Source organism: Sphingomonas sandaracina (assembly GCF_036663695.1).
Classification (GTDB): domain Bacteria; phylum Pseudomonadota; class Alphaproteobacteria; order Sphingomonadales; family Sphingomonadaceae; genus Sphingomonas.
Window position 1 is genome coordinate 73,052 of the sequence record NZ_JAXOJK010000003.1, and the last position, 24,436, is coordinate 97,487.

General features: G+C 66.2%; 22 protein-coding genes. 10 read left to right on the top strand and 12 right to left on the bottom strand.

Features of this window, described 5'->3' with window-relative positions; translation table 11 throughout:
- Positions 1-12: 12 nt before the first annotated feature.
- From U1707_RS09645 to U1707_RS09655, 3 genes are read left to right on the top strand one after another with little or no spacing between them, the layout of a single operon-like run.
- The gene (locus U1707_RS09645; RefSeq protein WP_332799874.1) at positions 13-1,518 is read left to right on the top strand and encodes a sensor histidine kinase; all 1,506 of its coding nucleotides are present in this window, start codon (positions 13-15) and stop codon (positions 1,516-1,518) included.
- On the top strand, positions 1,515-1,958 hold the full coding sequence (locus tag U1707_RS09650; protein ID WP_332799875.1) for a response regulator: 444 nt from the start codon (positions 1,515-1,517) through the stop codon (positions 1,956-1,958). Before U1707_RS09645 ends, U1707_RS09650 begins: the two co-directional genes overlap by 4 nt.
- On the top strand, positions 1,959-2,999 hold the full coding sequence (locus U1707_RS09655; protein WP_332799876.1) for a sensor histidine kinase: 1,041 nt from the start codon (positions 1,959-1,961) through the stop codon (positions 2,997-2,999).
- 141 nt (positions 3,000-3,140) lie between these two features.
- On the opposite strand, the gene U1707_RS09660 is transcribed toward U1707_RS09655, so the two are convergent.
- Positions 3,141-3,764, bottom strand: coding sequence for an NADPH-dependent FMN reductase (locus U1707_RS09660; protein ID WP_332799877.1), 624 nt, complete (start codon positions 3,762-3,764; stop codon positions 3,141-3,143).
- A 187-nt stretch (positions 3,765-3,951) separates the two neighbouring features.
- Here U1707_RS09660 and U1707_RS09665 point away from each other — a divergent pair, with 187 nt between their 5' ends.
- From U1707_RS09665 to U1707_RS09675, 3 genes are all read left to right on the top strand, one after another.
- Complete coding sequence (locus U1707_RS09665; RefSeq protein WP_332799878.1) at positions 3,952-6,096, top strand: PBP1A family penicillin-binding protein; 2,145 nt, start codon at positions 3,952-3,954, stop codon at positions 6,094-6,096.
- Between the two features lie 247 nt (positions 6,097-6,343).
- Positions 6,344-7,345, top strand: a complete 1,002-nt coding sequence (locus U1707_RS09670; RefSeq protein ID WP_332799879.1) for a threonine aldolase family protein — start codon at positions 6,344-6,346, stop codon at positions 7,343-7,345.
- On the top strand, positions 7,342-8,262 hold the full coding sequence (locus tag U1707_RS09675) for a DMT family transporter (protein WP_332799880.1): 921 nt from the start codon (positions 7,342-7,344) through the stop codon (positions 8,260-8,262). The genes U1707_RS09670 and U1707_RS09675 overlap by 4 nt, the downstream gene beginning before the upstream one ends.
- Here the strand turns inward: U1707_RS09675 and U1707_RS09680 are convergent.
- Complete coding sequence (locus U1707_RS09680; RefSeq protein WP_332799881.1) at positions 8,175-9,011, bottom strand: Rossmann-fold NAD(P)-binding domain-containing protein; 837 nt, start codon at positions 9,009-9,011, stop codon at positions 8,175-8,177. The two genes, U1707_RS09675 and U1707_RS09680, sit on opposite strands and share 88 nt — an antisense overlap.
- A 4-nt stretch (positions 9,012-9,015) precedes the next feature.
- Positions 9,016-10,734, bottom strand: a complete 1,719-nt coding sequence (locus U1707_RS09685) for a M28 family metallopeptidase (protein ID WP_332799882.1) — start codon at positions 10,732-10,734, stop codon at positions 9,016-9,018.
- Positions 10,735-11,173: 439 nt separating this feature from the next.
- On the opposite strand from U1707_RS09685, the gene pepN reads away from it, so the two are divergent.
- Complete coding sequence (gene pepN, locus U1707_RS09690; protein WP_332800471.1) at positions 11,174-13,762, top strand: aminopeptidase N; 2,589 nt, start codon at positions 11,174-11,176, stop codon at positions 13,760-13,762.
- Positions 13,763-13,896: 134 nt separating this feature from the next.
- Here pepN and U1707_RS09695 read toward each other — a convergent pair whose 3' ends face one another.
- Together U1707_RS09695 and U1707_RS09700 are read right to left on the bottom strand one after the other, a co-directional pair.
- Positions 13,897-14,346, bottom strand: a complete 450-nt coding sequence (locus U1707_RS09695; RefSeq protein ID WP_332799883.1) for a nucleoside deaminase — start codon at positions 14,344-14,346, stop codon at positions 13,897-13,899.
- A 39-nt stretch (positions 14,347-14,385) separates the two neighbouring features.
- Entirely contained in the window at positions 14,386-14,604 is a 219-nt protein-coding gene (locus U1707_RS09700) for a hypothetical protein (protein ID WP_132895927.1), read from the bottom strand.
- Positions 14,605-14,787: 183 nt separating this feature from the next.
- On the opposite strand from U1707_RS09700, the gene rpmB reads away from it, so the two are divergent.
- Entirely contained in the window at positions 14,788-15,087 is a 300-nt protein-coding gene (gene rpmB / locus U1707_RS09705) for a 50S ribosomal protein L28 (RefSeq protein ID WP_332799884.1), read from the top strand.
- Positions 15,088-15,157: 70 nt separating this feature from the next.
- Here rpmB and U1707_RS09710 read toward each other — a convergent pair whose 3' ends face one another.
- Positions 15,158-16,183 (bottom strand): esterase-like activity of phytase family protein, encoded by a 1,026-nt coding sequence (locus U1707_RS09710; RefSeq protein WP_332799885.1) that lies wholly within the window; start codon positions 16,181-16,183, stop codon positions 15,158-15,160.
- A 155-nt stretch (positions 16,184-16,338) separates the two neighbouring features.
- Between U1707_RS09710 and U1707_RS09715 the strand changes: the two genes are divergently transcribed.
- Entirely contained in the window at positions 16,339-16,737 is a 399-nt protein-coding gene (locus U1707_RS09715; protein ID WP_131587732.1) for a glycine zipper 2TM domain-containing protein, read from the top strand.
- Positions 16,738-17,089: 352 nt separating this feature from the next.
- Here the strand turns inward: U1707_RS09715 and U1707_RS09720 are convergent, their stop codons facing one another.
- The 6 genes from U1707_RS09720 to lgt all read right to left on the bottom strand — a co-directional run bounded on the left by U1707_RS09720 (position 17,090) and on the right by lgt (position 22,635).
- The gene (locus U1707_RS09720; RefSeq protein WP_332799886.1) at positions 17,090-17,608 is read right to left on the bottom strand and encodes a phosphoribosyltransferase; all 519 of its coding nucleotides are present in this window, start codon (positions 17,606-17,608) and stop codon (positions 17,090-17,092) included.
- 151 nt (positions 17,609-17,759) lie between these two features.
- On the bottom strand, positions 17,760-19,094 hold the full coding sequence (locus U1707_RS09725) for a cystathionine gamma-synthase family protein (RefSeq protein WP_332799887.1): 1,335 nt from the start codon (positions 19,092-19,094) through the stop codon (positions 17,760-17,762).
- A gap of 76 nt (positions 19,095-19,170) precedes the next feature.
- Positions 19,171-19,929: a peptidoglycan editing factor PgeF gene (gene pgeF / locus U1707_RS09730; protein ID WP_332799888.1), complete on the bottom strand. Its 759-nt coding sequence runs from the start codon at positions 19,927-19,929 to the stop codon at positions 19,171-19,173.
- A 176-nt stretch (positions 19,930-20,105) separates the two neighbouring features.
- Positions 20,106-20,618, bottom strand: a complete 513-nt coding sequence (locus tag U1707_RS09735; protein WP_332799889.1) for a GNAT family N-acetyltransferase — start codon at positions 20,616-20,618, stop codon at positions 20,106-20,108.
- A complete protein-coding gene (locus tag U1707_RS09740) occupies positions 20,615-21,664 on the bottom strand; it encodes a class I SAM-dependent methyltransferase (protein WP_332799890.1) in 1,050 nt (349 codons plus the stop codon). The genes U1707_RS09735 and U1707_RS09740 overlap by 4 nt, the downstream gene beginning before the upstream one ends.
- An 89-nt stretch (positions 21,665-21,753) precedes the next feature.
- Complete coding sequence (gene lgt / locus U1707_RS09745) at positions 21,754-22,635, bottom strand: prolipoprotein diacylglyceryl transferase (RefSeq protein ID WP_443025694.1); 882 nt, start codon at positions 22,633-22,635, stop codon at positions 21,754-21,756.
- 70 nt (positions 22,636-22,705) lie between these two features.
- Here lgt and U1707_RS09750 point away from each other — a divergent pair, with 70 nt between their 5' ends.
- Positions 22,706-24,394: a class I adenylate-forming enzyme family protein gene (locus U1707_RS09750; RefSeq protein ID WP_332799892.1), complete on the top strand. Its 1,689-nt coding sequence runs from the start codon at positions 22,706-22,708 to the stop codon at positions 24,392-24,394.
- Positions 24,395-24,436: the final 42 nt, after the last annotated feature.

Here is a 24,436-nt window from a genome sequence, read left to right on the forward strand (position 1 = left end):
ACCCCAAGGCTTATGGTCCGCGCTCGCTTGAAATTGCCGTCTTCGGAGGGGCGTGTCGCGCGCTGGCTGGTCGCGTTCATGACGCTCGGCTTTATCGCGCTGGCCGCAGCGGCGATCGCGATCGGCTGGATCACCGTTCGCAATCGCGCCTATACCGCCGAGATCCTCCACACGCAGGACGTTCGCCAGGCGATCGCCACGCTGCAGGTCCAGATGGAGCAGTCGGAGACGGCGCGTCGAGGCTATCTGCTCGCCGGCAAACCCCTGTTCGCCGCGGCGTATGCGCGGACCGCGGGCAATCTGGTGCCGTCGATCCGCAAGCTGCGGCATTTGACCCGCGACAATCCACGGCAGGTCGCCCGGCTCGACCTCATCCAGCCGCGTTTCGTCCGGCTCCGCGCGCTGCGTACGGGATCGATGGCGTTGGTCGCAGCGGGCCGGACAGTCGAGGCGCAGCGCCGGTTCGCGGTAGACGCCAGCGTGCCGTTGATGCGCAGCATCCGCTACCGACTCCAGGCGATGGCTGCCGACGAGGTCCGCCTGCTCGCGGTCCGAACCGAGCGCCAGGAGCGGACCAGCGCGCTGTTCCTCTCGGTCGCCGGACTGGCCGCTGCGCTTCTGCTGGTCGTCGCGATCCTCGCGGTCCTGCTGATCCGCCGCTACACCGCCGACCTCGCCCGCTCGCGCAACAGCCTGCGCGATCTGAACGAGACGCTCGAGGAACAGGTCGTGGAGCGCACCGCCGACCTCAGCCGCGCGAACGAGGAAATCCAGCGCTTCGCCTATATCGTCAGCCACGATCTTCGCTCGCCGCTGGTCAACGTGATGGGCTTTACCGCCGAACTCGCCGCCGCGACGGTGCCGCTGTCCGAACTGGTCGACCGTGCGGAGGCGGACGCACCGCAGATCCTCACCGAGGATGCACGGCTGGCGGCACGCGAGGACCTGCCCGAGGCGATCGGCTTCATCCGCACCTCGACGCAGAAGATGGACCGGCTGATCAACGCCATCCTGAAGCTTGCGCGCGAAGGACGCCGGACGATCGCCCCCGAACATATCGATCCCGCGCAGTTGGTCGACGCGATCATCGGGTCGATGCAGCACATCGTCGACGATCGCGGTGCCGTGGTGCACGTCGAACGACCGATGCCGGCGATCGTCACCGATCGCCTCGCACTCGAACAGATCCTGTCGAACCTGATCGAGAACGCCACCAAATACCTGCACCCCGGCCGCCCCGGCGAGATCACGGTGAAGGGCCAGACCGAACGTGGCCGGGTCATCCTATCGGTGGTCGACAACGGCCGCGGCATCGATCCGCGCGATCATCAGCGCGTGTTCGACCTGTTCCGCCGGTCGGGCGCGCAGGACCAGCCCGGCGAAGGTATCGGACTCGCGCATGTCCGCGCACTCGCCTATCGTCTGGGCGGCACGATCGACGTGCAGTCGACGCTCGGCGACGGCGCGACCTTCCGGCTTAACCTGCCGGCCCACATGACCATTCAGGACGCAGCATGAACGATCACAAGACCGTCGGTATCGTGATGATCGAGGATGACGAGGGTCATGCTCGCCTGATCGAGAAGAACATCCGGCGCGCCGGCATCCTGAACGATATCCGTCACTTCACGGACGGCACCACCGCGCTCGACTTCCTGTTCAACGCCGCCGACGGCCCCGCAAAGAGCGGCCCGGCGATGATCCTGCTCGATCTCAACCTGCCCGACATGAGCGGCACCGACATTCTTGTGCGGATCAAGGCGGAGGGCAGCCCCCTGCGCCGGACGCCGGTGGTCGTGCTCACCACCACCGACGACAAGGTCGAGATCGAGCGCTGCTACGATCTGGGCTGCAACGTCTACATCACCAAGCCGGTCAATTATGAGAGTTTCGCGCAGGCCATCCGTCAGCTCGGCCTTTTCCTGTCGGTTATCCAGGTTCCCGAAGCCGAGAGCTGAGTGACCGAGACGCCCGCCTCTTCCGTCCTCTATATCGACGACGATGCCGGGATCCGGCGGCTGGCGGCGCGTGCCCTGAAGCGTCGCGGCTACCGCATTACCCTTGCCGAGACGGGCGCGGAGGGCGTCGTCATGGCCGCCGCCGAGCGGTTCGACCTGATCGCCGTCGATCACTACATGCCCGGCATGGACGGCCTTGAAACGCTGGACGCACTCCGCCGCCTGCCCGATCCGCCCCCGGTGGTGTACGTCACCGGCTCGGAGGAAGGCCGCATCGCGGTCGCCGCATTGAAGGCCGGCGCTGCCGATTACGTCGTGAAGACGGTCGGCGAGGATTTCTTCGATCTGCTCGCCGCCTCGTTCGAACAGGTTCGCGCCCGCGCGCTGCTGGAGCATGAGAAGGCGGCCGCCGAGGCCGATCTCCGCGCCACGAACGCGCGGCTAGAGGCGTTGCTCGGCGAGGTGAACCACCGCGTCGCCAACTCGCTGCAACTGGTCTCGGCGATGGTCCGCCTCCAGGCGACCGCGCTGACCGATCCGTCCGCACGCGAGGCGCTGGAGGATACGCAGCGCCGCATCCAGGCGATCGCACAGGTCCACCGCCGCCTCTACACGAGCAACGACGTCGAGAGCGTCGACATGCAGGAATATCTCGGCGCGCTGGTCGACGAACTCGCCGAGACCTGGTCGACCGAAGCGCTGCCGCGCGCGCTCAGCCTGGCTGCGGAGCCGATCCGCCTGCCGACCGACCGTGCCGTGTCCCTGGGCGTGATCGTGATCGAACTCGTCACCAACGCCTGCAAATACGCCTATCCCACCGGCGGCGGCGAAGTCCGCGTCGCGCTGCGCAGGATCGACGACGACATTTTCCTGTTGGCGGTCGAGGACGATGGCTGCGGGATCGCCGACGATGCCGTCCCGCGCGGCACCGGTCTCGGCACGAAGCTGATTCGGGCTATGGCGCAGAGCCTGCAGACGATCGTCGAATATGATCCCGCCCACAACGGCGTCCGCGCCACCCTGCGCGCGGCGGTGCGCTAGACCTCGATCCTCCCCCGCCAGGGGGAGGTGGCTGGCCCTTGCCAGACGGAGGGGGAGGACGAGGTAACGCCGGTTCCGTGTCCTCCCCCTCCGTCACCTACGGCGACACCTCCCCCTAGCGGGGGAGGATTGAAGATCGCCTTAGTTCGCCGGCTCCGAAAGCGGCGCGAAGCGTGCCACCTGACGCCCGACCAGACGCAACTGCTCCACTACCGCAGGATCGTTCGCACCGCCTTCGTCGTCGAACTTGGTGATCTGCGTGTTGATCGCGGCGGCGAACGGCGTCGGCCAGCCGCGCAGCGCGTGGACGATCGACCGCAGCGCCGCGATCGTGCTGCCCGTCGCCTGCCAGCCATAGGCGGTGGCGATCAGCCCGACCGGCATATCCGCCAGATACGACCGCTCCGGATCGCGCGCAGTTTCCTCCAGCAGGTCGAGCGCGTTCTTGACCACGCCCGAGATGCTGCCGTGATAGCCCGGGCTGGCAATGATCACGGCCGACGCCTCGCGGATCGCCGCCACGAATGCCTGTTCGTCGGGCGTGCGCGTCGTCGCCTTCGGATCGTACAGCGGCAGCCGCGCCATGTCGGCGCCGCCGAACATCTGCGTGCGATATCCTTCCTTCTCGACCGCATCGAGCGCGATCCGCAGCGCACGTTCGGTCGACGAGACGCCACCGATCGTGCCGCCAATGCCGACCACCAGCGGCAAGACGGGGGGAAGAGTTTCGGAAGCGGTCACGATATCACCCTGTTCGAACGTCATCGCCACGCTCTTCCCCGTTTCGCCGCGCGATGACAACAGGCGTTCGACCGGTTCTTGCTCACCCGTGTCGCAAGCGCTGTCGCTAAGCCCGGGTACACGTTAGGCATGTGCATAGACTTGCCCGAACTGTCATATAACGATAACACACTAAAGGTCCGCCCGTTGGCCGACCCGCTGGAACGACCTGATGCGCCCCGATCCCTTCGACCCCGACCGTTCGAGTTCGCGCGGCGACCGCGAGCCCTATGCGTATGAACGCGAACGGCTGATCACCGAACGCGAACGCCTGCGCCAGAAATACGAGGCGGAGCGGACGGGCGACGATCCCGATCCCTATGAGCGTGAGTTTGGCGCGGCCCCTGTAGCGCCGCGACCGCGCCGCCCGATCGGTCGCTGGATCCTGCGCGGTGCCGGCGTCGGCATCGTCCTTCTCGTGATCGCGATCATCTGGCTGGCGATTACCGCGCCGCTGTCGAAGTCGCTGCAACCGCCGACCCCGCCCTCGATCACGCTGACCGCGGACGACGGCACCCCGATCGCGCGACGCGGTGCGATCATCGGCAAGTCTGTCGATGCGGCCAAGCTCCCGCCGCATGTCACGCAGGCGTTTCTCGCGATCGAGGACCGGCGCTTCTATTCGCACTGGGGCGTCGATCCGCGCGGGATCGCGCGTGCGGCGTGGGCGAACATGGGCTCGGGCGGCGTCCGCCAGGGCGGCTCGACGATCACGCAACAGCTGGCGAAGAACGCCTTCCTCGATTCGGACCGCACCGCGACGCGGAAAATCCGCGAGGCGATGATCGCGTTCTGGCTGGAGGCGTGGCTATCGAAGGACGAGATTCTCTCGCGCTATCTCTCGAACGTCTATTTCGGCGACAACACCTACGGGATCAGCGCGGCCGCCAAGCATTATTTCGGCCGTACCCCCGACAAGCTGAACGTCGGCCAGGCAGCGATGCTCGCCGGCCTGGTCAAGGCGCCGTCGCGACTCGCCCCCACCTCGAACCTCGAAGGCGCGCGCAAGCGCGAGGCGGTCGTCGTCGGCGCGATGGTCGACGCCGGCTTCCTGACCAAGGCGGAGGGCGACGCGGTCCAGCCGCAGCGCGTGCTCGGTAGCCGCCCGTCGCAACTCCCGAACGGCACCTATTTCGCCGACTGGATTCTCCCCGAAGCGCGCGACCAGGCTGGCGAGGTCAAAACGGAGACCACCGTACAAACCACCCTCGATCCACGCCTGCAACGCGCCGCCGAACGCACCGTTTCGCGCGCAGGTCTGCGTCAGGCACAGGTCGCGCTCGTAGCGATGCGACCCGACGGCCGCGTCGTCGCGATGATCGGCGGCAAGAACTACGCAAAAAGCCCGTTCAACCGCGCCACGCAGGCGCGGCGCCAACCCGGCTCGACCTTCAAGCTGTTCGTCTACCTCGCCGCGATGCGCCAGGGACTCACCCCCGATTCGACGATCGAGGATCGCCCGGTGACGATTGGCGACTGGACCCCGAAGAACAGCGACGGCCGCTATCAGGGGACGATCACGCTGCGCCAGGCGTTCGCGCGCTCGTCCAACGTCGCCGCGGCGCGGCTCACGCAACAGGTCGGCGTCAAGGCAGTCATCAAGGCGGCACGCGATCTCGGCATCTCGACGCCGATCCCGAGCGAGGCGACGATCGGCCTCGGCACCTCGACCGTGTCGCTGCTCGAACTGACCGCCGCCTATGCCGCGATCGCGCGCGAGCAATATCCGGTCCAGCCGCGTGGCCTTGCCGACGTGCGGGAGAAGGGCTGGTACCAGTCGCTGACCGGCGGCGCGACCGAGATGCCGAGCAAGATCCACGACGAAATGCTCGACCTGCTGGCGGCCTCGATCCGGAACGGCACCGGGCGTGGCGCGAACCTGACGGTCGACGCGTTCGGCAAGACCGGCACGACCTCGGACAACAAGGACGCGCTGTTCGTCGGCTTCGCGCGCGATCTGGTGGTCGGCGTGTGGGTCGGCAACGACGACAATTCGTCGAACCCCGGCCTGTCGGGCGGCGGCATCCCCGCGCGCATCTGGCGCGACTTCATGCAGAGCGCGCTGGGGATCGCGCCGATCGCAGCGCCTGCTCCGGCGGTTGAGGAGGTCGATCCGGACGCACTGCCGGCGGAAGACCAAGAGAATTCCATTCTGCCGCTGGGCGGGGAGATCGAAGGAATGGGCCTCAACCTGAAGATGGGTGAGGACGGCACCATCTCGGTCGGCCCCTCCCGCCGCGACCGCCAGGAAGGCCCGCCCCCACGCGACGATCGCCGGCCGCCGGAGGAAGAGCCGGGGTTCGACGAAGGGCAGTAGTTTGCTGATCGACGCCATCCGTCACTCAGCACCACCTCAGCGATTAGGCACTACCCCGGCTATCAGGCACCACCCCGGCGGAGGCCGGGGCCCAATTGGAAAGGTCGCGGTAACGACACGCAGCCCTTCGCCACCTACCGCCCCCAATTGGGCCCCGGCCTTCGCCGGGGTGGAAGAGCAGCTTTGATCTTCACCTGAGCCGACGCCCCCCGTTGACGCCACCACCGCATCGCAGCATGTCTCACGCATGCGCTTCTTCTCCGACAACGCCGCCAGGATCCACCCGCAGGTCATGGCCGCGATCGCCGCCGCCGACACGCTCGACACCGCCTATGCCGGCGACGCGTGGAGCCAGCAGCTCGACGGCCGCCTCTCCGCGCTGTTCGAAACCGACGTCGCAGTCCTCTGGGTCCCCACCGGCACCGCCGCCAACTGCCTCGCGCTCGCAGCACTCTGCCCCCCGCACGGCGGCATCGTCTGCCATCGCGACGCGCACATCCAGAACGACGAGGGCGGCGCGCCCGAATTCTACACGCACGGCGCCAAGCTGTTCCTCGCCGACGGTGACGGCGCAAAGCTGACCCCCGACACCATCCGCACCGTCCTCGACGCGATCCCCGACGACGTCCACCGTGTCCAGCCGCACGCGATCTCGATCACCAACGCCACCGAATATGGCCGCGTCTACCAGCCGCACGAAGTCGCGGAGATCGGCGCGCTGGCGAAGGAGCGCGGGCTCGGCTTCCACATGGACGGCGCGCGCTTCGCCAACGCGATGGCACGCGTCGGCTGCTCGCCCGCCGAGATGACGTGGCGCGCGGGCGTCGACGCGCTGAGCTTCGGCTTCGTCAAGAACGGCGCGATGAGCGCGGAGGCGCTGGTCTTCTTCAAGCCCGGGCTCGCCGCCGTCACGCAATACCGCCGCAAGCGCGCAGGCCTGCTGCTGTCGAAAGGGCGGTATCTCGCCGCGCAGATCCTCGCCATGCTCGACGACGACCTCTGGCTCGCCAACGCCAAGGCCGCCAACGACGCAGCCGCCAGACTCGCCGCCGCTGCCGGCGACCGCCTCGTCCACCCGGTCGAGGCGAACGAAGTCTTCCTCCGCGCCACCCCCGAAGAAGCCGCAGCCCTCCGGGCGAAGGGCTTCGACTTCTACGACTGGGCCGCCGGCGAGATTCGCCTCGTCACCGCATGGGACAGCCCGGCGGACGCGGTCGGCCTGCTCGCCGACGCCATCCGCGAGCTATGACAGGCCCGACCGACCCACCGCAGTCGACCCGCGCGGCGGTGCTGGTCCCGTTCGGCATCGTCACGCTGCTCTGGGGTTCGACCTGGCTCATCATCCGCGACCAGATTTCGGTGGTGCCGCCGAGCTGGTCGATCAGCTACCGCTTCCTCGTCGCCAGCATCGCGATGGCGATCTACGCAGGGATCAAGCGCGAGAGCTTTAGGTTCGACGCGCGCGGCTATGCGTTCGCGGCGGTGATTGGCGTGGCGCTATTCACCTTCAACTTCAACTTCGTCTACCGCGCCGAGCATTATGTTACCTCGGGGCTGGTCGCGGTCGTGTTCGCGCTTCTGCTCGTCCCCAACGCGATCTTCGGGCGGATATTCCTCGGGCAACGCCTCGGGCGGCAGTTGATGGTCGGGTGTGCGGTGGCGATGGCGGGGGTCGCGTTGCTGTTCGTCAACGAGGCGCGGGTCGATCCGCACGGGCCGCGCTCGGCGACGATCGGCATCGTCCTGACGCTGTGCGGCGTGATGGCCGCGTCGGTCGCCAACGTCATCCAGGGCAGCGCGTTCGCCAAGCGCTATCCGATGGCCCCGACGCTGGCGATGGCGATGCTGATCGGCGCGACCCTCGACGCGGCGTTCGCCTGGATCACCACCGGGCCGCCGGTGTTCGAGCCGCGCTTCGGCTATGTCGCCGGCATCCTCTATCTCGGCGTGTTCGCGTCGGCGCTCGCCTTCCCACTGTATTTCAACGTCATCCGCGCGATCGGCCCCGCCAAGGCGGCCTATTCGGGCGTGATCGTCCCCGTGATCGCGATGCTGCTATCGACGATCTTCGAGCGCTATCACTGGTCGACCTTGGCGGTTGCCGGCGCGATCCTGTCCGGCATCGGCCTCGTCATCGCACTCAGCGCGCGCAGGCCAGCGCGGTAGTCGGGCCACGCAGGCGTCCAGCCTAGCACCCGCTTCGCCTTGCCGTTCGCGACCCGCCGGTTCTCGTTATAGAAGCCGCGACCCATCGCCGAAAGTTCCTCCAGCGTGACGAACGGCGGTGCGGGCATGCCGAGTAGCATCGCCGCGAACGCCACCACGTCGTTCTGCGACGCGGGCACATTGTCCGCCAGATTATACGCCCCCGCCGGCGCATCGAACCCAGCGATCACGCCCGAAACGATATCGTCGACATGCGCACGGCTGAACACCTGCCCTGGTTGCTCGATCCGGTGCGCCTTGCCCTCGCGCACCCTGTCGAGCGGCGAGCGGCCGGGCCCATAAATCCCCGGCAAGCGAAACGTCCGCGCACCGATCGCAAGCCAATCCGCATCCGCCGCCGCTCGCGCGCTTCGGCGCCCGCCACCGATCGGCGCCGTCTCGTCCACCCACGCGCCCTGTGCATCGCCGTACACCCCGGTCGAAGACAAATAGCCGATCCACGCCCGCGTCCGCAGCAACAGCGAACCGTAGCGGCCGAGTACCGGATCGGCCTCATGCTCCGGCGGCACCGACGACAGGATATGCGTCGCGGCCGCGATCTCGGCAGTCACCGCATCCACATCGTCGAACCGGAGCGTACCGCCCCGCCCGTCCCGCGTGGTGCCGACGACATGCCAGCCGTCCGCGGCAAGCCGGTCCGCCAGCCGGGACGCAGTATATCCCAATCCAAAGACGAGCAGACGGCTCATGCGATCAGTTCCCCGCTCCAGTGGCAGCCATCGGCCCCTTATACAGCGTCCCGAAATAATCGCCCGTATTCCACACCGGCCGCTGTGCGCCGTCGGCGATCTCGCGCGCGATCCGGTAGTTCGCATCGACGAACCGCACGCCCTGATCCCACAGGATCGGCTGCGTCAAATCGTCCGACGGCTTGTGATAATTGTTCGCCATGAAATACGCGACCGCGGCCTTGCCCGGCCCCTTCTGACCCGGCCACAAGAACACCGACGGAATGCCCTTCTGGACGAAGCGGAAATGATCCGAGCGGACGAATATACCCTCCTCCGGCATCGGATCGGGCGACAGGCCGACGCCGATCGCCGCCACTGCCTTCTTAACGATCGGCCCGATCGTCGAACGCTCGGCACCGAACACCACCATGTCCTCGAACTTGTAGGTGAGGATCGGCATGTCGAGGTTTACGTCCGCGACGATCGAGGTCAGCGGCACGGTCGGGTGATTGGTGAAGTAATCGCTGCCGACCAAGCCCTTCTCCTCGCCGGTTACGGCGAGGAACATGATCGTCCGCTTCGGCGCCTGCCCGCTGGCCGTGAACCGCTTGGCCTCCTCGATCAGGCTGGCGATGCCGATCGCATTGTCGAGCGCGCCATTGTTGAGTGCGTCGCCCTTCACCGGCTTGGTGATGCCGATGTGATCGAGATGTGCCGAGAGCACGACGACCTCCTTGCCAACCACCGGATCGCTGCCGGGGATCACGCCGACAACGTTGCTGCTCGCGGCAGGCACGAAGCTCGTCTTGGTCGCGACCGTGAGCGTGCCGACCAGCGGCATCGACTTGAACTTGCCGTTGTCGCTGTTCGCCTGCTTGACGATCCGGCTCCACGGCGTCTTCGAACTGGCGAAAAGCTTGGCCGCACCGACCATGCTGACCGAGCCGAGCGACGGCGCACCGGGCGCGTCGACCTTGCCGGTGCCGTCGGGGTTCGCCCACGTCATTCGCGCTGTCGCGTAGGAGTCCGCCAGCTTGGCGAAGGTCCGCACCTTGGCCGAGCGCGGGCTCTCCAGCGTGATCACGCCGACCGCGCCCTTGGCCTGCGCGGTCGCCGCCTTGGTGCCGCCCGACCCAAAGAACGCGCGCTCCTCGCCGCCGAACCGCGCGGGCGAGCCGCCAAAATAGGCGACGATCTTGCCGCGGACGTCGACGCCCTTGTAGTCGTCCTGGCCATAGTGCGGCGCGTCGATGCCGTAGCCGACGAACACGACAGGCGCCGACACGCTGGTTTCCGCCTTCGCGCCATTCGCGGCTGGCACGTAATCCTCACCGAACACGAGCGGCTGCGCAGGCCCGCGACCGGTCCAGACGAAATCGCCCTTGCTCGCCGCCTTGTACGACACGAGCGGCACGTTCTGGAGATACCCGCCCTGATCGCCACCGGGACGCAGACCCACGGCATAGAATTGCGCAGCGACATATTGCGCGGCGATGTCGAACTCGGGGCTCCCCGCCTCGCGCCCCTTCATCGCATCCGACGCGAGAAACAGCACATGCGCCTTCATCGCCGCCTGATCCGCCGGCAGCGGCGCAGCGAGCTTGGCGTTCAACTCGGCGGCGCTCGGAGCCATCACCGGTGCGGCCTTGGGTGCAGGCGCGGATGTAGCCTGGGGCGCGGTTTGCGCCAGAGCGGACGTAGAAAGCGCGAGCACCGCGAGCGCGCCGATGGGACGATACATCCGGAAATCCTTGCAAAGGGAACGTGTTGCCGCGGCGTAGCATGCACCGGCACCCGCGCAAGCTTTGGGGCTTCAGACCTCGGACGGATCAATATTCGGCGTATCGTCAGCGTTATAACGATCAAGACAGCCAAACGATTGCTCCGTCACCCCGGGCTCGTTCCGGGGTCCACGGTTCCGCGAACCAAACTCTCTCGATTTTGCGGCACGGTGGATGCTGGAACGAGCCCGGCATGACGAAGAAGATCTATGATGAGAAGCACCACCCCGGCGCAGGCCGGGGTCCAGTTCGGAAACGGTGCTGGCGACGGTGGCGTTCCGTTACTGCAACCTCTCCAACTGGACCCCGGCCTTCGCCGGGGAGGTGCAAGTGATCGAACGGCATGGCCGCCAAGCTTTGGCTGGCGATGGGCGGCCATCGCCCTATATTCGCAGGCATATGCTCGACATCCAGAACAGTCTCGCCCACCCGCTCGTCATTCGCCGCGAGGATTATACCCCGCCCGAGTGGCTGGTCCCCGAGACGAAACTGGATTTCGCCCTCGATCCCTCCACCACCCGTGTAACGGCAACGCTGTCAGTCACGCGCAACGGCGATCATAACAAGCCGCTCCGGCTCGACGGCGCGGGCCAGAAGCCGCTGTCGGTCGCGGTCGACGGCGTCGCGATCAACGACTGGCGGATCGATGGCGAACAGCTCGTCATCCCGCTCGCCGGCGCCGTGCACGTCGTCGAGACTCAGGTCGAGATCGCCCCCGATCGCAACACGCAGCTGATGGGGCTCTACGCTTCGGGCGGCAATCTCTGCACGCAGTGCGAGGCCGAAGGCTTCCGCCGCATCACGTACTTCCCCGACCGCCCCGACGTGCTCAGCGTCTATTCGGTCCGGATGACCGCCGACAAGAAGCACTTCCCGGTGCTGCTCGCGAACGGCGATCCAATCGAACAGGGCGACCTCGACGACGGCCGTCACTGGGCGACCTGGCACGACCCGTTCCCCAAGCCGTCGTACCTGTTCGCGCTGGTCGCTGGCGACCTCGCGGTGAACCGCAGCACCTTCACCACGATGTCGGGCCGCGAGGTGTCGCTCGGCATCTGGGTGCGCGAGGCCGACCTGCCCAAGACCGACCACGCGTTGAAGGCGCTCGAACTCGCGATGGCGTGGGACGAGACGACCTATGGCCGCGAGTATGACCTCGACGTGTTCAACATCGTCGCGGTCGACGACTTCAATTTCGGCGCGATGGAGAACAAGGGCCTCAACATCTTCAACTCGCGCTACATCCTCGCTGACCCGGATACCGCGACCGATTACGACTACGACGCGATCGCCGCGGTCGTCGCGCACGAATATTTCCACAATTGGTCGGGCAACCGAATCACCTGCCGCGACTGGTTCCAGCTGTCGTTGAAGGAAGGCTTCACGGTCTACCGCGACCAGGGCTTCTCCGCCGACCAAGGTTCGCGCGCGGTAAAGCGCATCGAGGACGTCCGGGGCCTGCGAGCCTCGCAATTCCCCGAGGATTCCGGCCCGCTCGCGCATCCGGTACGGCCCGAGTCGTATCAGGAGATCTCCAACTTCTACACCGCGACGATCTACAACAAGGGCGCCGAGCTGATCCGGATGATGGCCGCGATCCTCGGGCCGCAGGGCTTCCGCGCGGGCACCGACCTGTATTTCGACCGCTATGACGGCACGGCGGCGACCTGCGAGGATTTCGTCACCTCGATGGAGGAAGGGGGCAAGGTCGACCTCACCCAGTTCCGCCTCTGGTATTCGCAGGCCGGCACCCCGCGTGTCTCGGCGAGCCTGTCGCATGAGGGCGATCGTGCGACCCTGCGCCTCGCACAGCAGGTGCCCGCGACGCCTGGCCAGCCGGTGAAGTCGCCGATGGTCCTGCCGTTGCGGATCAAGCTGTTCGGTGCGAAGTCGGGTGCGGCGCTGACCGACGAACGCCTCGTGCTCTTCAACGACACGCTCGACACTATCACGTTCGAAGGCCTCGCCGAGCGTCCGGTGCTGTCGATCAATCGCGGTTTCTCCGCACCGGTGATGGTCGAAAGCGACCGCAGCGCCGCGGATCTCGCCTTCCTCAGCGCGCACGACGACGATCCGTTCGCGCGGTACGAGGCGATGCAGCAATTGATGCTCGATACGCTGGTCGCCTCGGTGAAGGGGCGGACGAATCACGAGGGCGTCATCGCCGCGGTCGCGAACACGCTCGCCGACACCGATCTCGATCTGGCGTTCGTCGCGGAGGCGGTATTGCTGCCGTCGGAGAGCTTCATCGGCGACCAGATGGCCGTCGTCGATCCCGACGCGATCTTCCGCGCGCGCGATGCCTTGCGCCGCGATCTCGGCACGCGGCTGGAGGCGAAGTGGCGGCAGGCGTACGTGCGTGGCGAGGGACAGCCCTACGCCTACACGCCCGAGGGCAAGGGCCTGCGCCGGCTGCGCACTGTCGCGCTCGGCTATATCGCGGCGAGCGGCGCGGACGATGCGGCGGACCTGGCCTTCGCGCAGTTCGAGTCGGCGGACAACATGACCGACCGGATGGGTGCGCTGACGACGCTGGTAAGCAGCGAGTCCGAGATCCGCACCACCGCCCTCGACATCTTCTACAGCCAATATTGCGACAACCCGCTGGTGCTCGACAAGTGGTTCCAGGCGCAGGCGCAGTCGTCGCGCGACGATACCGGTGCGATCGTCGCGGCGCTCGCCGAGCATGCCGACTTCAGCCTGAACAACCCCAACCGCGCCCGCTCGTTGATCGGCGCGTTCGGGGCGAACCAGCGCGCCTTCAACGCGGCGGACGGAAGCGGCTATCGGTTCCTGGCGGACCAGTTGATCGCACTCGATCGCCTGAACCCGCAGACTGCGGCGAAACTCCTGCCGCCGCTGGGTCGATGGCGGCGGTTCGATGCGGCGCGCGCGGGGCTGATGCGCGCGGAACTGGAGCGAATCGTACGGACGCCGGGGCTGTCGAAGGACCTGTTCGAGCAGGCCTCGAAGAGTCTTGAGGGCTAACCCATCTGTCACCCCGGACTGGTTCCGGGGTCCACGGTTCCGCAACGCAATTCTCTCAAACGTGCGGAAGCGTGGATGCCGGAACGAACCCGGCATGACGGAGAAGAGTGGTTTGGCAGTCTTGAGCTGAATTTCTACCGGCGACTCGCGAAGAACTCACGCAGGATCATCGCCGCCTCGGTCTCTGCAATCCCCGCGTAGACCTCAAGCCGATGATGACATGTCAGCTGCCCGAAAAACCGCGGCCCATGCTCGACCGCGCCGCCCTTCGCATCCGCCGCCCCATAATAGAGCCGCGCGATTCGAGCATGTGCGATGGCGCCGGCGCACATCGCGCAGGGCTCGAGGGTCACCCACAGATCGCACCCCTCGAGCCGATCGCTCCCCAGCGCCAAAGCCGCCGCGCGAATCGCCTGGATCTCGGCATGCGCGGTCGGATCGCACAAAGCTCGCGGCGCATTGGCGCCCACGGCAATAACGACCCCGTCCTTCACGACAACGGCGCCGACCGGGACTTCCCCAGCCAACGCCGCATCGCGAGCCGCATCGAGCGCGCGGCGCATGGGTTCGGGGACGGGGAACATGGCCCGAGGCCCTGCCCGCCCCGCTTCCTTACGTAAACCTCAGTTCGGCGCCTGGCTGTTGGCGGGCTTCTCGACGTTGATCGTCGGGACGGCCACGGTCTTGTTCTCGGTGCCGAGCGTGACCTTGGCGACGTCGGCCTGGAACTTGGGCGCCTGGACGACGCCCTGGCGGGTCTGGTCGATGTTGATGATCCCGAAATACATCAGGCCGACCACGACGAGCACGGCGATCGCGACGAGTGACAAGAGCGTACGCATGAGACATCCCCTTTTATTGAACAGTTCGATAGCGTAACAACGTCGCCGAACGCAGCCGGTTGCACAACACGTTTCGCGTGGATCGCAAGACACGCTATGCGCACAATCGGTTGACGAAAGCCGGCGTGACGGCTATCCGCGCGCCTTTCCGGGGTTCCTCCCGACACTTGAATAGGTAATCACATGTCGCGCATCTGCGAACTGACCGGCAAGGGCCGGATGGTCGGGAACAACGTCTCCCACGCCAACAACAAGACCAAGCGCACGTTCCTGCCGAACCTGCAGAACGTCACTTTGCTCTCCGACGCGCTCGAGAAGGGCGTCAAGCTGCGCGTCTCGACGCACGGCCTGCGCACCGTCGAGCACAATGGCGGCCTCGACAACTGGCTGGTGAAGGTTTCGGACGACAAGTTGTCGCTGCGCGTTCGTCGCTTGAAGCGCGAAGTCGTGAAGAAGATCGCATCGTCGGCAGTCGCCGCCTAACAGCGACGTTCGAGACGATCACCGCGGCCCGCCCTGCACACCGCAGGGCGGGCCGTCGGCGTTCATGGCCTCAGCTATCGAATCGGAACTTCAGCAGCAGCGTGCGCTGAAGGAACATCTGGTTGTCGTCGGACACGATCCAGACGATCGTCTTGCCATTCTCTACGGTGGTATCGATCCCCTCGAAATTGTCGTGGATCAGCGGTGCATCGATCGTCGCGATCAATCGCCCCCGCGCGATGCGTCCCGCCGCCACGTCGCTGGCGACAACCCGGGATATCCGGTTGGACCACCGGAAGGGCAGGCTGAAACCGCGATCGAGCACAAGCAGGTCGCCATTTGGCAGCGCGGTAGCGTCCGACGGATCATAGTGGCCATAAGGCTCGTAGGCGAAACGTTGCGGCGGCCCGGCCCGCGTCGGATCACTCGCGAAAATCAGCGCCTGTCGCGTGTGCAACCGCTCGTCTTCCGAACGAGTCCAGTCCGCGGGACGCACGTGCGCCACTTCGCTCACGACCACGAACCGGCCATCCGGCATCCGGGCCATCGATTCCGCACCGCCATTGGCCGGCCATTTTCGCATCGCCTCGGGGCTTACGCGTGCCTCGTATCCCGCAAAGCCGGGCGCATATCGCCAGATCGCATTGCGATACTCGAAGCCTACCCAGATCTGGCCCGTGCCGGGATCGATCACCATCGACTCGCTGTCGCGATCGCCTTTTTCCCAACCGATGCCGGGCCCGGCGGGCAGGTTGGCGAACGCGAGCGCGTGCGGTCGCCAGTCCTGCCCCATGTCGAACCGGACGACATTGCCGCCGTCGCTGAGCAACGTGAACCGATTGCCCGTGCCGGAACGCGCGACATCGAGCGACGAGAAGCCGCCGAACGCCGGATCGCGACTGTCGAGCACCACGCCGCCTAGATACGTCAGCCCGCCGACCCGGACGTGCCGCGGGTCTGTGCCATCGAGCATGACGCGGGTCACGGTCAATTGCGCGTTCTTGCCAAGCAGGTCGAGCCGCGCTTCCCCGGACCAGGTCGGCACGATCGCGCAGACGCTGACGCAAACGAACAGGACAGTGATCAGGCGCCGCATCGCGTCCTCATACGGCGTCCGACGGTCCACGGAAGCATGAACAGCGGATAACGGAGACATTCAGGGTCGGCTCAATGCGAATCACCCATAAGCGGCTCATCGAGGATGGAAGCACGGCCCCCGCCGCCGCCGAAATCCCCAACGGGAGACGCACGATGTTCAAGACTTTTACCCTCGCGGCCAGTGCCCTCGCATTGGGTGCGACCGCCCTCGTTCCCGCCGCTGCCGATGCACAGCGCTGGGGTTCGCGCTACGAGCGTGGCTACGACGGTTATCAAGGTGGCTATCAGGGCGGGTACCGCGATGGTGGCTACGACCGTGGCTATCGCGAGTATCGCGGCAACGATCGTCGCTACAACTACAACGCACGCAGCCGTCGCGGTTGCGACAACACCGGCGGCACGATCATCGGTGCCCTCGCCGGCGGCCTGCTCGGTCACACCATCGCAGGTCGTGGTGACCGGACGCTCGGCGCAGTCCTCGGTGCTGCCGGTGGTGGCCTGGCCGGCAACGCGATCGATAAGTCGGACAACCCCGGATATTGCCGGCGGTAAGCCCGGCACCGGCCGGACGGGTGCTCGCGAAAGCGGGCAGCCGCCGGCACGGACGGCGGGCAGGCAGCGCCTGACCTGACCCCAGATCGGACAGGCGACGGCTCTGCCGACGTCCCGCCCGTGCAGGCCCAACCAGTTTCCCAGTTCCCTCGCGTAGCGTATCGAGGGCGAGGGCCGGCTTCCCGTTCGGAAGCCGGCCCTTTGTTCGTCTGCAGTCGAGCAATACCCGCGATGACAGCGCAGGACCCAACATTCCCCCGTCATCCTGACGAAAGTCAGGACCCAGAACCACGATCGACGGTGGTCAGTTACCCTGGATCCTGACTTTCGTCAGGATGACGGGGGTGCGCAATCAGGCGATCCGCTCAGGCACTTCCGCCGCATCCTCGGCAATCGCGGACGCCGGCGCGACCGCCTCCCAAGGAAACACGAACCAGTCCTTGGTCACCGTGCGATCGATAACCCGCGCGCTATACTCGATCCGCTCGGCCGAGCTGACATTGTCGATCAGCATCGCGAACCGCACCGCGCCCTCGACAGCACCCGCAGCCGCCAGCGCACGACGCAGATGCGTGATCGTCCGCCCCGAATCGTTGATGTCGTCGAGGAACAACAGCCGCTCACCGTCGCGCGTCCGAGCGGCGAGCTTCACCAGCGGTTCGTCGGCGAAGTCCTTCACCTGACTCGAATAATCGACCGATAGGGTCGGCAGGCCGATCGCATGGCTTAGGAACACCGCCGGCACGAGCCCGCCGCGACCGATCCCGATGATGTAATCGGGTTTCCACGCGGTATCCTCGACCAACTTGGCGGCAAGGATGTGGATCGCGGCAACGAACTCGTGCTGCGGGATAGGGGTGAAGGTTGGCATCGGTGGGATGCTAGCGGGTCAGGACGCGGAGTTCATCCCAAAAACCTGTCACCCCGGGCTTGTTCCGGGGTCCACCGTGCCGCGCACTATTCTCGATCAATTGTGCGGCACGGTGGATGCCGGAACAAGCCCGGCATGACGGAGGTTGATATCAGATCGTCTCCAGCGCCTGCTCGAAATCGGCGATCAGGTCGTCCGGATCCTCGACTCCGATCGAGATGCGGACAAGGTTGTCAGTAATCCCGAGCGCCTGCTTGCGCGCATCCGGCACCGACAGATGCGTCATACCAGCCGGATGGCTCGCCAGCGTCTCGGTCCCCCCCAAAGACACCGCCAGCTTGGCGATCTTCAGCGCGTCGAGGAACGCGAAGCTCTCGCGCTCGCCGCCCTTCAAATACAGCGAGAAGGTCGAGCCGCCGCCGGTGCAATGGCGACGATAGATATCCGCCTGTCGCTCCATACCCGGCTCGTCCGCGAGAAACCCAAGATACGCGACCCGCTCCACCTTCGGATGATGCCGCAGGAAGCCGCAGACCTTCGCCGCATTCTCGCCCGCACGACTCATGCGCAGTTCCAAAGTCTCCAGCGATCGCAACAGCATCCACGCGGTATTCGGATCGGTGATCGTCCCGATCGTGTTCCGCATCGTGCGAATCGTGTTGATATGCTCCTTCGTGCCGAGCACGCCGCCCGCGACGAGATCCGAATGCCCGCCGACATATTTCGTCAGCGAGTACACGACGATATCCGCACCATGCTTGAGCGGCTGGAACCAGAGCGGCCCGAGGAAGGTGTTGTCGATCGCGATCGGCGGCTTCTCACCCTTGAAGATGGCGTCACGGCTGGCCGCGACCGCCTCGACGTCGACCAGTGCGTTGGTCGGGTTCGCCGGGCTTTCCAGATAGATCAGCGCGACGTTGCCGGTCGCTGCCTCGGTCATCACCGCGTCGATCTCCTCGCGCGTCGCACCCGCGGGGAAGTCGAGCCACTTCACCCCGAACTTGCCGAGCACGCGGCCGATCAGCGTCTCGGTCGCCGCGTACAACGGCCCCGAATGCACGATGGTATCACCCGGCTTGACCATCGCGAGAAACAGCGTCGCGATCGCCGACATGCCCGACGAGAAGGCGAGCGCGTCCTCCGCCTCTTCCCACACGCCGAGACGATCCTCGAGGATTTCCTGGTTCGGCCCGTTGAAGCGCGAATAGACGAGGCCCTCCGCACCGCCCGGACGCTTGCCGGTCACGCCTTCGAAATGGCGCTTGCCCGCCGCCGCGTTGGGGAACACGAAGGTCGAGGTCAGGAAGATCGGCGGCTTCAGCGAGCCTTCCGACAGCGCGGGGTCGTAACCATGGCCCATCATCAGCGTCGACGGCTTCAGTTTCCGCCCGCCGATCTTCTCGACTTCAGGCTTGGGCGCGACGCGCGCCGCTACACCGGTCAAATCGGCTTCGGTACCGGCGGCGTCATTCGGAATATCGGACATCATATGCTCCTGCGTGGCCCGTCTGGCGCGGGCCGATGTGCGGAGCCTAAACGAGCGATGCGGAATTTGGGACCCGTTATAGCCCGATGATGCTGATCTGGCGCCCGTAGGACGGTTCGCCGCGATGGGTCGCGCGTCGGTAGCTGAAGAAGCGATCCTCATCCCCATACGTGTCGAGTCCCAACGCCTCGATCCGGCCGATCCCGGCAACGGCGAGGCGGCTTACGACATAGGCCTCCAGGTCGAACTGATAATGATCCGCGCGCCCGTCGGCGAAGAAGCGTTCGTTCTCTGGATCCGCCTCGCAGAACCGGCGGATGAACGCATCGTCCACCTCGTAGCTGGCACGCGCGATGCACGGTCCGACCGCGGCGACGATCCGGTCGCGGTACGCGCCGATCGTCTCCATCGCAAGGATCGTCGCATCCATGACGCCGCTGAGCGCGCCCTTCCAGCCGGCGTGGGCCGCGGCGACAACGCCGGCCTGCGCGTCGGCGAACAGCACGGGCGCGCAGTCGGCGGTGAGGATGCCGAGCGCAAGGCTGGGACGGTTGGTCACCAGGGCGTCGGCATGGGGGCGGATGGCGTCGTCGAATGGCTCGATCACGGTGACCGCGTCGGCGGAATGGACCTGGTAGAGGCCGACGAGTTTCGCGCCGGGGAGAACGGCTTCGCTCGCGCGGCGACGGTTCTCGGCGATGGCCGCAGGGTCGTCGTCGGAGCCGATACCGACGTTGAGGCTCGCATACGCACCGGTCGACACGCCACCACGACGGCCGAGAAAGCCGTGCGGGATGTCGCCAAGCGCCTTCGCGCGGATGGGTTCGATGGTCACTTTATATTACCCAACATCAAACTTAACTCCCACCCCGGCGGAGGCCGGGGCCCAGTTGGGAGACGTTGCTGGCGACGGACAGCAAGCTGTTACCACGACCTTTCCAACTACGCCCCGGCCTCCGCCGGGGAGGTGTATTCTGCCAGTGTCGGCGCATTCCCATGCACTACCGACCATCACAGCACGAGCCGCATGATCCGATCATCGTCAGGCTGCTCCCCGACCATGAACACATACCGCCCGATCTCGACGAAGCCGTACCGCTGGTAGAACCGATGCGCCCGGTGGTTATCCACATACACGCTCAGGATCATCTCTGTCCGCCCCTCAGCCCGCGCGACATCGATTGCCCGGTCCATCAACGCCGGGCCAACGCCCGCCCCATGCTGATCACCACGCACGTAAAGCTGGTGAAGTTCGATAGCAGTCGCGGGCCAGTCACCGGGAAACGCGACAGGTCCGATCTTGGCAAACCCCACGATCTCACCCGCCCCGTCTACCGCGACGCGCACAGTGAAGGCAGGGTCGGACAACTGAGCCGGTAGCCCCTTCTCCCCGAACGTCTGATCGAGAAACGTGGCAAGGTCTTCAGGACGGTACAGTGTACCGAACGTGTCGGTGAACGACCGCTTCGCCATCGCGGCGAGTTCTGCACCATCGGCCGGCACGGCATCGCGATAGGCGATCATGCGCCCGAACCCGCAAACGCCGCCGGTGTCGGCCAATTCGGCGCAGTAATCGCGAGCGCTTTGAAAAGTGTCCCCATGTCGTCCATCAATCTCCTCCGATCCGCCGCCAATACTTCCACCCGCGCGGGCGACGCCTTGGCAAGCGCCGACGTTCGCGAATCGATCCCGAGCGCACCGAGCAGGTCGCGCTGCGTCACCGGCCCCCACGCGACCGCGCTCTCGGCCTGCGCCGCCGCCGCGAGCGTGGTAAAGTCGACATGTGCGGTCAGGTCATGCTCGCCCGGCGCCTCGAACGGGTTGGCGAACGCGTGCCCGCGCACCGCCTGCAACGTGTCGCCAAGCGCGGGGCCTTCATAGCCATAGTCTATCGCGATCAGCGCACCGCCCTGCGCGACGAGCCGCTCGGCGAGACCGCGGATGATCGTCACGGCAGCAGGCGAGGTTTCGAGGATCGAGCCCGCGGGCGCGTCGCGGAACGGCTCGGGGATCACGGCGTCGGGGAGGGGTTTGCCCGCGATCGGCAGGAACAGCAGGTCCTGCGCCGCGACCAGGCGTTCGTGCCACTGCTCGCGCTTGACCAACTGCCGGATCGGCAGCGCATCGAAGAACTCGTTGGCGACGACGATCAGCGGGCGATCGGTGGGCAGCGTGTCGATCGTATCGTGCCACGTCGCGGAGGGGACACGCTCGGCCTGCGCGTCACGCAGCGCCGGGCTGGTCTCGACGAAATGCATCGGAGGCTCAAGCCCCGCCTTCGCCATAGCCCGCGCAGCATCGGCAGCAAGCGTTCCCCGGCCCGGCCCGAGCTCGACCCAAGCCGTGTCCAGCCGCCCCGCACGGTCCCAAAGATCGGCACACCACAGCCCGACAAGCTCGCCGAACATCTGGCTGATCTCGGGCGCCGTGGTAAAGTCGCCCCCCGCCCCCAGCGGATCGCGCGTCGCATAATACTGCGCGTTGGCGGCCGCCATATACTGCGCAACGGGAATCGGACCGGCGAGCGCGATCGCGCGGGCGAGGCGTTCGGGGAGGGCGGTGTCGGTCATCACAGAAGAGCCTTGTGTCCCCGCGAAGGCGGGGATCCAATCTGGGCTCCCGCCTTCGCGGGAGAACAAGGAAGGGTAGGTGGTGCTAGTTAAGCGACGCTCTGCGTCCCTGCGATCGGCTCGACCCGCACGCGGCGCTTGGCCGACGTCGCCACCAGATACGCGCCGCCGACGATCATCGGCACGCACAACCACTGCCCCATGTGCAGCCCGGTATGCTCGGCAAACGCCCGCAGCTGCGAATCCGGCTCACGGAAGAACTCGACGGTAAACCGCGCGATCCCGTACCCTAGCACGAACAACCCGACGAGCTTGCCCGGATCATACCGCGCCTTGGTCTTCCAGAACGCGAACCACAGCAGCGCGAACAGGACCACGCCCTCCAGCCCCGCCTCGTACAGCTGGCTCGGATGCCGCGCCGGCTCGACCATCCCGAACGGCACGGTGCGCTCGAAGATAATCCCCCACGCGACATCGGTCGGCTTGCCCCACAGCTCGCCATTCACGAAGTTCGCCAGCCGCCCGAAGAACAGTCCGAACGGCACACAGCACGCGATATAATCGTGCACGCGCAACCAGTTGAGCTGGTGCTTCCGCGCGAACAGGATCAGCCCGATCGACGTGCCGATCACCCCGCCGTGGAACGACATCCCGCCATCCCAGAGCCGAAAGATCCGCAGCGGATGCAGGAACATCTCGGGCGCGTAGAAGATCACGTAACCAAGCCGCCCGCCGAGGATGATGCCGAGCGTCGCGTAGAACACCAGGTCGTCGGCATGCCGTCGCGCCATCGGTGCGCCGGGCTGCGCGAGCAGCTTCAGCAGATACCACCAGCCGAGCAGGATCCCGCCGATATAGGCAAGGCTGTACCAGCGCAGCGTGAAGAAGCCGATCGAGAAGACGTCGGGGTGCAGCCCCAGATCCTCGAAGCGGATGTGACTGCCGACGGCAGCTGAAATGGTCGACAGGATCAAAGGCTTTTCCCCACGCGTTCACCCCTGCATAAAGACGGACAACGATAAGACCAAGTGGGAGAGCGATATGCGGACCGAGCTCGATGCAGCTATGGATTCGACGATGGCCGCGCTGACCGCGCCGGACGGCATGCTAGCGCTCGGTTCGGTCGAGCGGTTCGGCATCACGCTGCCGACGATCGCCGCCGCGCCGCCTGCGCTCAGCTATTATTTCGCGCACTACGCCAACGAGCATCGCGACGCCGTCTTCCTCGTCTCGGGCGCCCAACGGCTGACGTTCGGCGCATTCTACGCCGCCGCCGAGCGCACCGCCCGCGCCCTCGTCGGCGGGTACGGGATCGCAAAAGGCGACCGCGTCGGCATCGCGATGCGCAACTCGCCGTCGTGGATCGTCCTCTACATGGGCATCGTCATGGCCGGCGGCGTCGCGACGTTGCTCAACGGCTGGTGGCAGTCGGAGGAGCTGGAGACCGCGATCAACGAGGTCGATTGCGCACTCGTGTTCGCCGATCCGCCGCGCGTGAAGCGCCTCGCGCAGATTTCGGCTTTGCGCGCGCCAGTCGTCGAGATCGACGATTCGCGACCGCTCGACGCTGCGCTCGGCGCCGTGTTGGCAAAGGACGACCACACCGCCGACCTGCCGCTGCTCGGGCCAGAGGATCATGCGACGATCCTGTTCACATCGGGCTCGACAGGCCAATCGAAGGGTGCGCTCTCCGAACACCGTGCGGTCGTGCAGGGCATCTTCAACTATCTCGGCCAGGTCATGATGATGGTCGGGATCGCCACCGCGCAAGGCAATCCGCCGGTCGGCCAGCCGGTCGCGCTGCTGACGATCCCGCTGTTCCACATCACCGGCGAGGTCCCCGTGTTCCTCCAGAGCTTCGCGATGGGGCGCAAGCTCGTGCTGATGCCGAAATGGGATGCAGGCGAGGCGATGCGGCTGATCGAGGCGGAAGGCGTGACCTATTTCGTCGGCGTGCCGCTGATGAGCTTCGAGATCCTAAACCACCCCGATCGCGCGAACTACGACCTGTCGACTGTCACCGACTTCGCCGCGGGGGGCGCACCCCGCCCGGTCGATCACGTCCGCCGAATTGACGCGGAGATGGGCGGCAGCGCGCCGCTGATCGGCTACGGCCTCACCGAGACCAACGCGGTCGGCACCGGCAACTGGCGCAGCAATTACCTCGCCAAGCCCAATTCCGCCGGCCGCCCCGGCGCGCCCTTGGTCGACCTGGCCATTCTCGACGATGCCGGCCACCCGGTCGACCAAGGCCAGCGCGGCGAGGTCTGCATCCGCACGATCTGCAACTTCAAGGAATATTGGAACCGTCCCGACGCGACCGCCGCGGCGTTCACGTCGGACGGCTATTTCCGGACCGGCGACATCGGTTACCTGGACGAAGACGGCTATCTGTTCATCGTCGACCGCAAAAAGGACATCATCATCCGCGGCGGCGAGAACATCTCGTGCCAGGAGGTGGAAGCGGCGCTGTACGAGCACCCGGCGGTCGCGGAGGCTGCCGTGTTCGGGCTGGCGGACGAGCGGTTCGGCGAGGTCCCCGGCGCGGTGGTCGTCCCGCAGGACGGCGAAACGCTGACCTCCGACGATCTGAGCGCGTTCCTCCACCAGCACATTGCCGCATTCAAGGTGCCGCAGCGGATCTGGGTTTCCGAGCAGCCGCTCCCAAGGCTGGGGACGGAGAAGATCGACAAGGTGTCGCTCAAAGCAAAATACCGAGCGCTAGCTTAGTAAGTCAGACAGGCAGATACCCCCACACACCGCCGTCATCCT

Excerpts from the sequence above, each read along its gene's own strand:
- U1707_RS09645 (WP_332799874.1), top strand. The coding sequence starts at position 13 with ATGGTCCGCGCTCGCTTGAAATTGCCGTCTTCGGAGGGGCGTGTCGCG.
- U1707_RS09650 (WP_332799875.1), top strand. The coding sequence starts at position 1,515 with ATGAACGATCACAAGACCGTCGGTATCGTGATGATCGAGGATGACGAG.
- U1707_RS09660 (WP_332799877.1), bottom strand. The coding sequence starts at position 3,764 with ATGACGTTCGAACAGGGTGATATCGTGACCGCTTCCGAAACTCTTCCC.
- U1707_RS09665 (WP_332799878.1), top strand. The coding sequence starts at position 3,952 with ATGCGCCCCGATCCCTTCGACCCCGACCGTTCGAGTTCGCGCGGCGAC.
- U1707_RS09670 (WP_332799879.1), top strand. The coding sequence starts at position 6,344 with ATGCGCTTCTTCTCCGACAACGCCGCCAGGATCCACCCGCAGGTCATG.
- U1707_RS09675 (WP_332799880.1), top strand. The coding sequence starts at position 7,342 with ATGACAGGCCCGACCGACCCACCGCAGTCGACCCGCGCGGCGGTGCTG.
- U1707_RS09680 (WP_332799881.1), bottom strand. The coding sequence starts at position 9,011 with ATGAGCCGTCTGCTCGTCTTTGGATTGGGATATACTGCGTCCCGGCTG.
- U1707_RS09685 (WP_332799882.1), bottom strand. The coding sequence starts at position 10,734 with ATGTATCGTCCCATCGGCGCGCTCGCGGTGCTCGCGCTTTCTACGTCC.
- pepN (WP_332800471.1), top strand. The coding sequence starts at position 11,174 with ATGCTCGACATCCAGAACAGTCTCGCCCACCCGCTCGTCATTCGCCGC.
- U1707_RS09695 (WP_332799883.1), bottom strand. The coding sequence starts at position 14,346 with ATGTTCCCCGTCCCCGAACCCATGCGCCGCGCGCTCGATGCGGCTCGC.
- U1707_RS09700 (WP_132895927.1), bottom strand. The coding sequence starts at position 14,604 with ATGCGTACGCTCTTGTCACTCGTCGCGATCGCCGTGCTCGTCGTGGTC.
- rpmB (WP_332799884.1), top strand. The coding sequence starts at position 14,788 with ATGTCGCGCATCTGCGAACTGACCGGCAAGGGCCGGATGGTCGGGAAC.
- U1707_RS09710 (WP_332799885.1), bottom strand. The coding sequence starts at position 16,183 with ATGCGGCGCCTGATCACTGTCCTGTTCGTTTGCGTCAGCGTCTGCGCG.
- U1707_RS09715 (WP_131587732.1), top strand. The coding sequence starts at position 16,339 with ATGTTCAAGACTTTTACCCTCGCGGCCAGTGCCCTCGCATTGGGTGCG.
- U1707_RS09720 (WP_332799886.1), bottom strand. The coding sequence starts at position 17,608 with ATGCCAACCTTCACCCCTATCCCGCAGCACGAGTTCGTTGCCGCGATC.
- U1707_RS09725 (WP_332799887.1), bottom strand. The coding sequence starts at position 19,094 with ATGTCCGATATTCCGAATGACGCCGCCGGTACCGAAGCCGATTTGACC.
- U1707_RS09735 (WP_332799889.1), bottom strand. The coding sequence starts at position 20,618 with ATGATCGCCTATCGCGATGCCGTGCCGGCCGATGGTGCAGAACTCGCC.
- U1707_RS09740 (WP_332799890.1), bottom strand. The coding sequence starts at position 21,664 with ATGACCGACACCGCCCTCCCCGAACGCCTCGCCCGCGCGATCGCGCTC.
- U1707_RS09750 (WP_332799892.1), top strand. The coding sequence starts at position 22,706 with ATGCGGACCGAGCTCGATGCAGCTATGGATTCGACGATGGCCGCGCTG.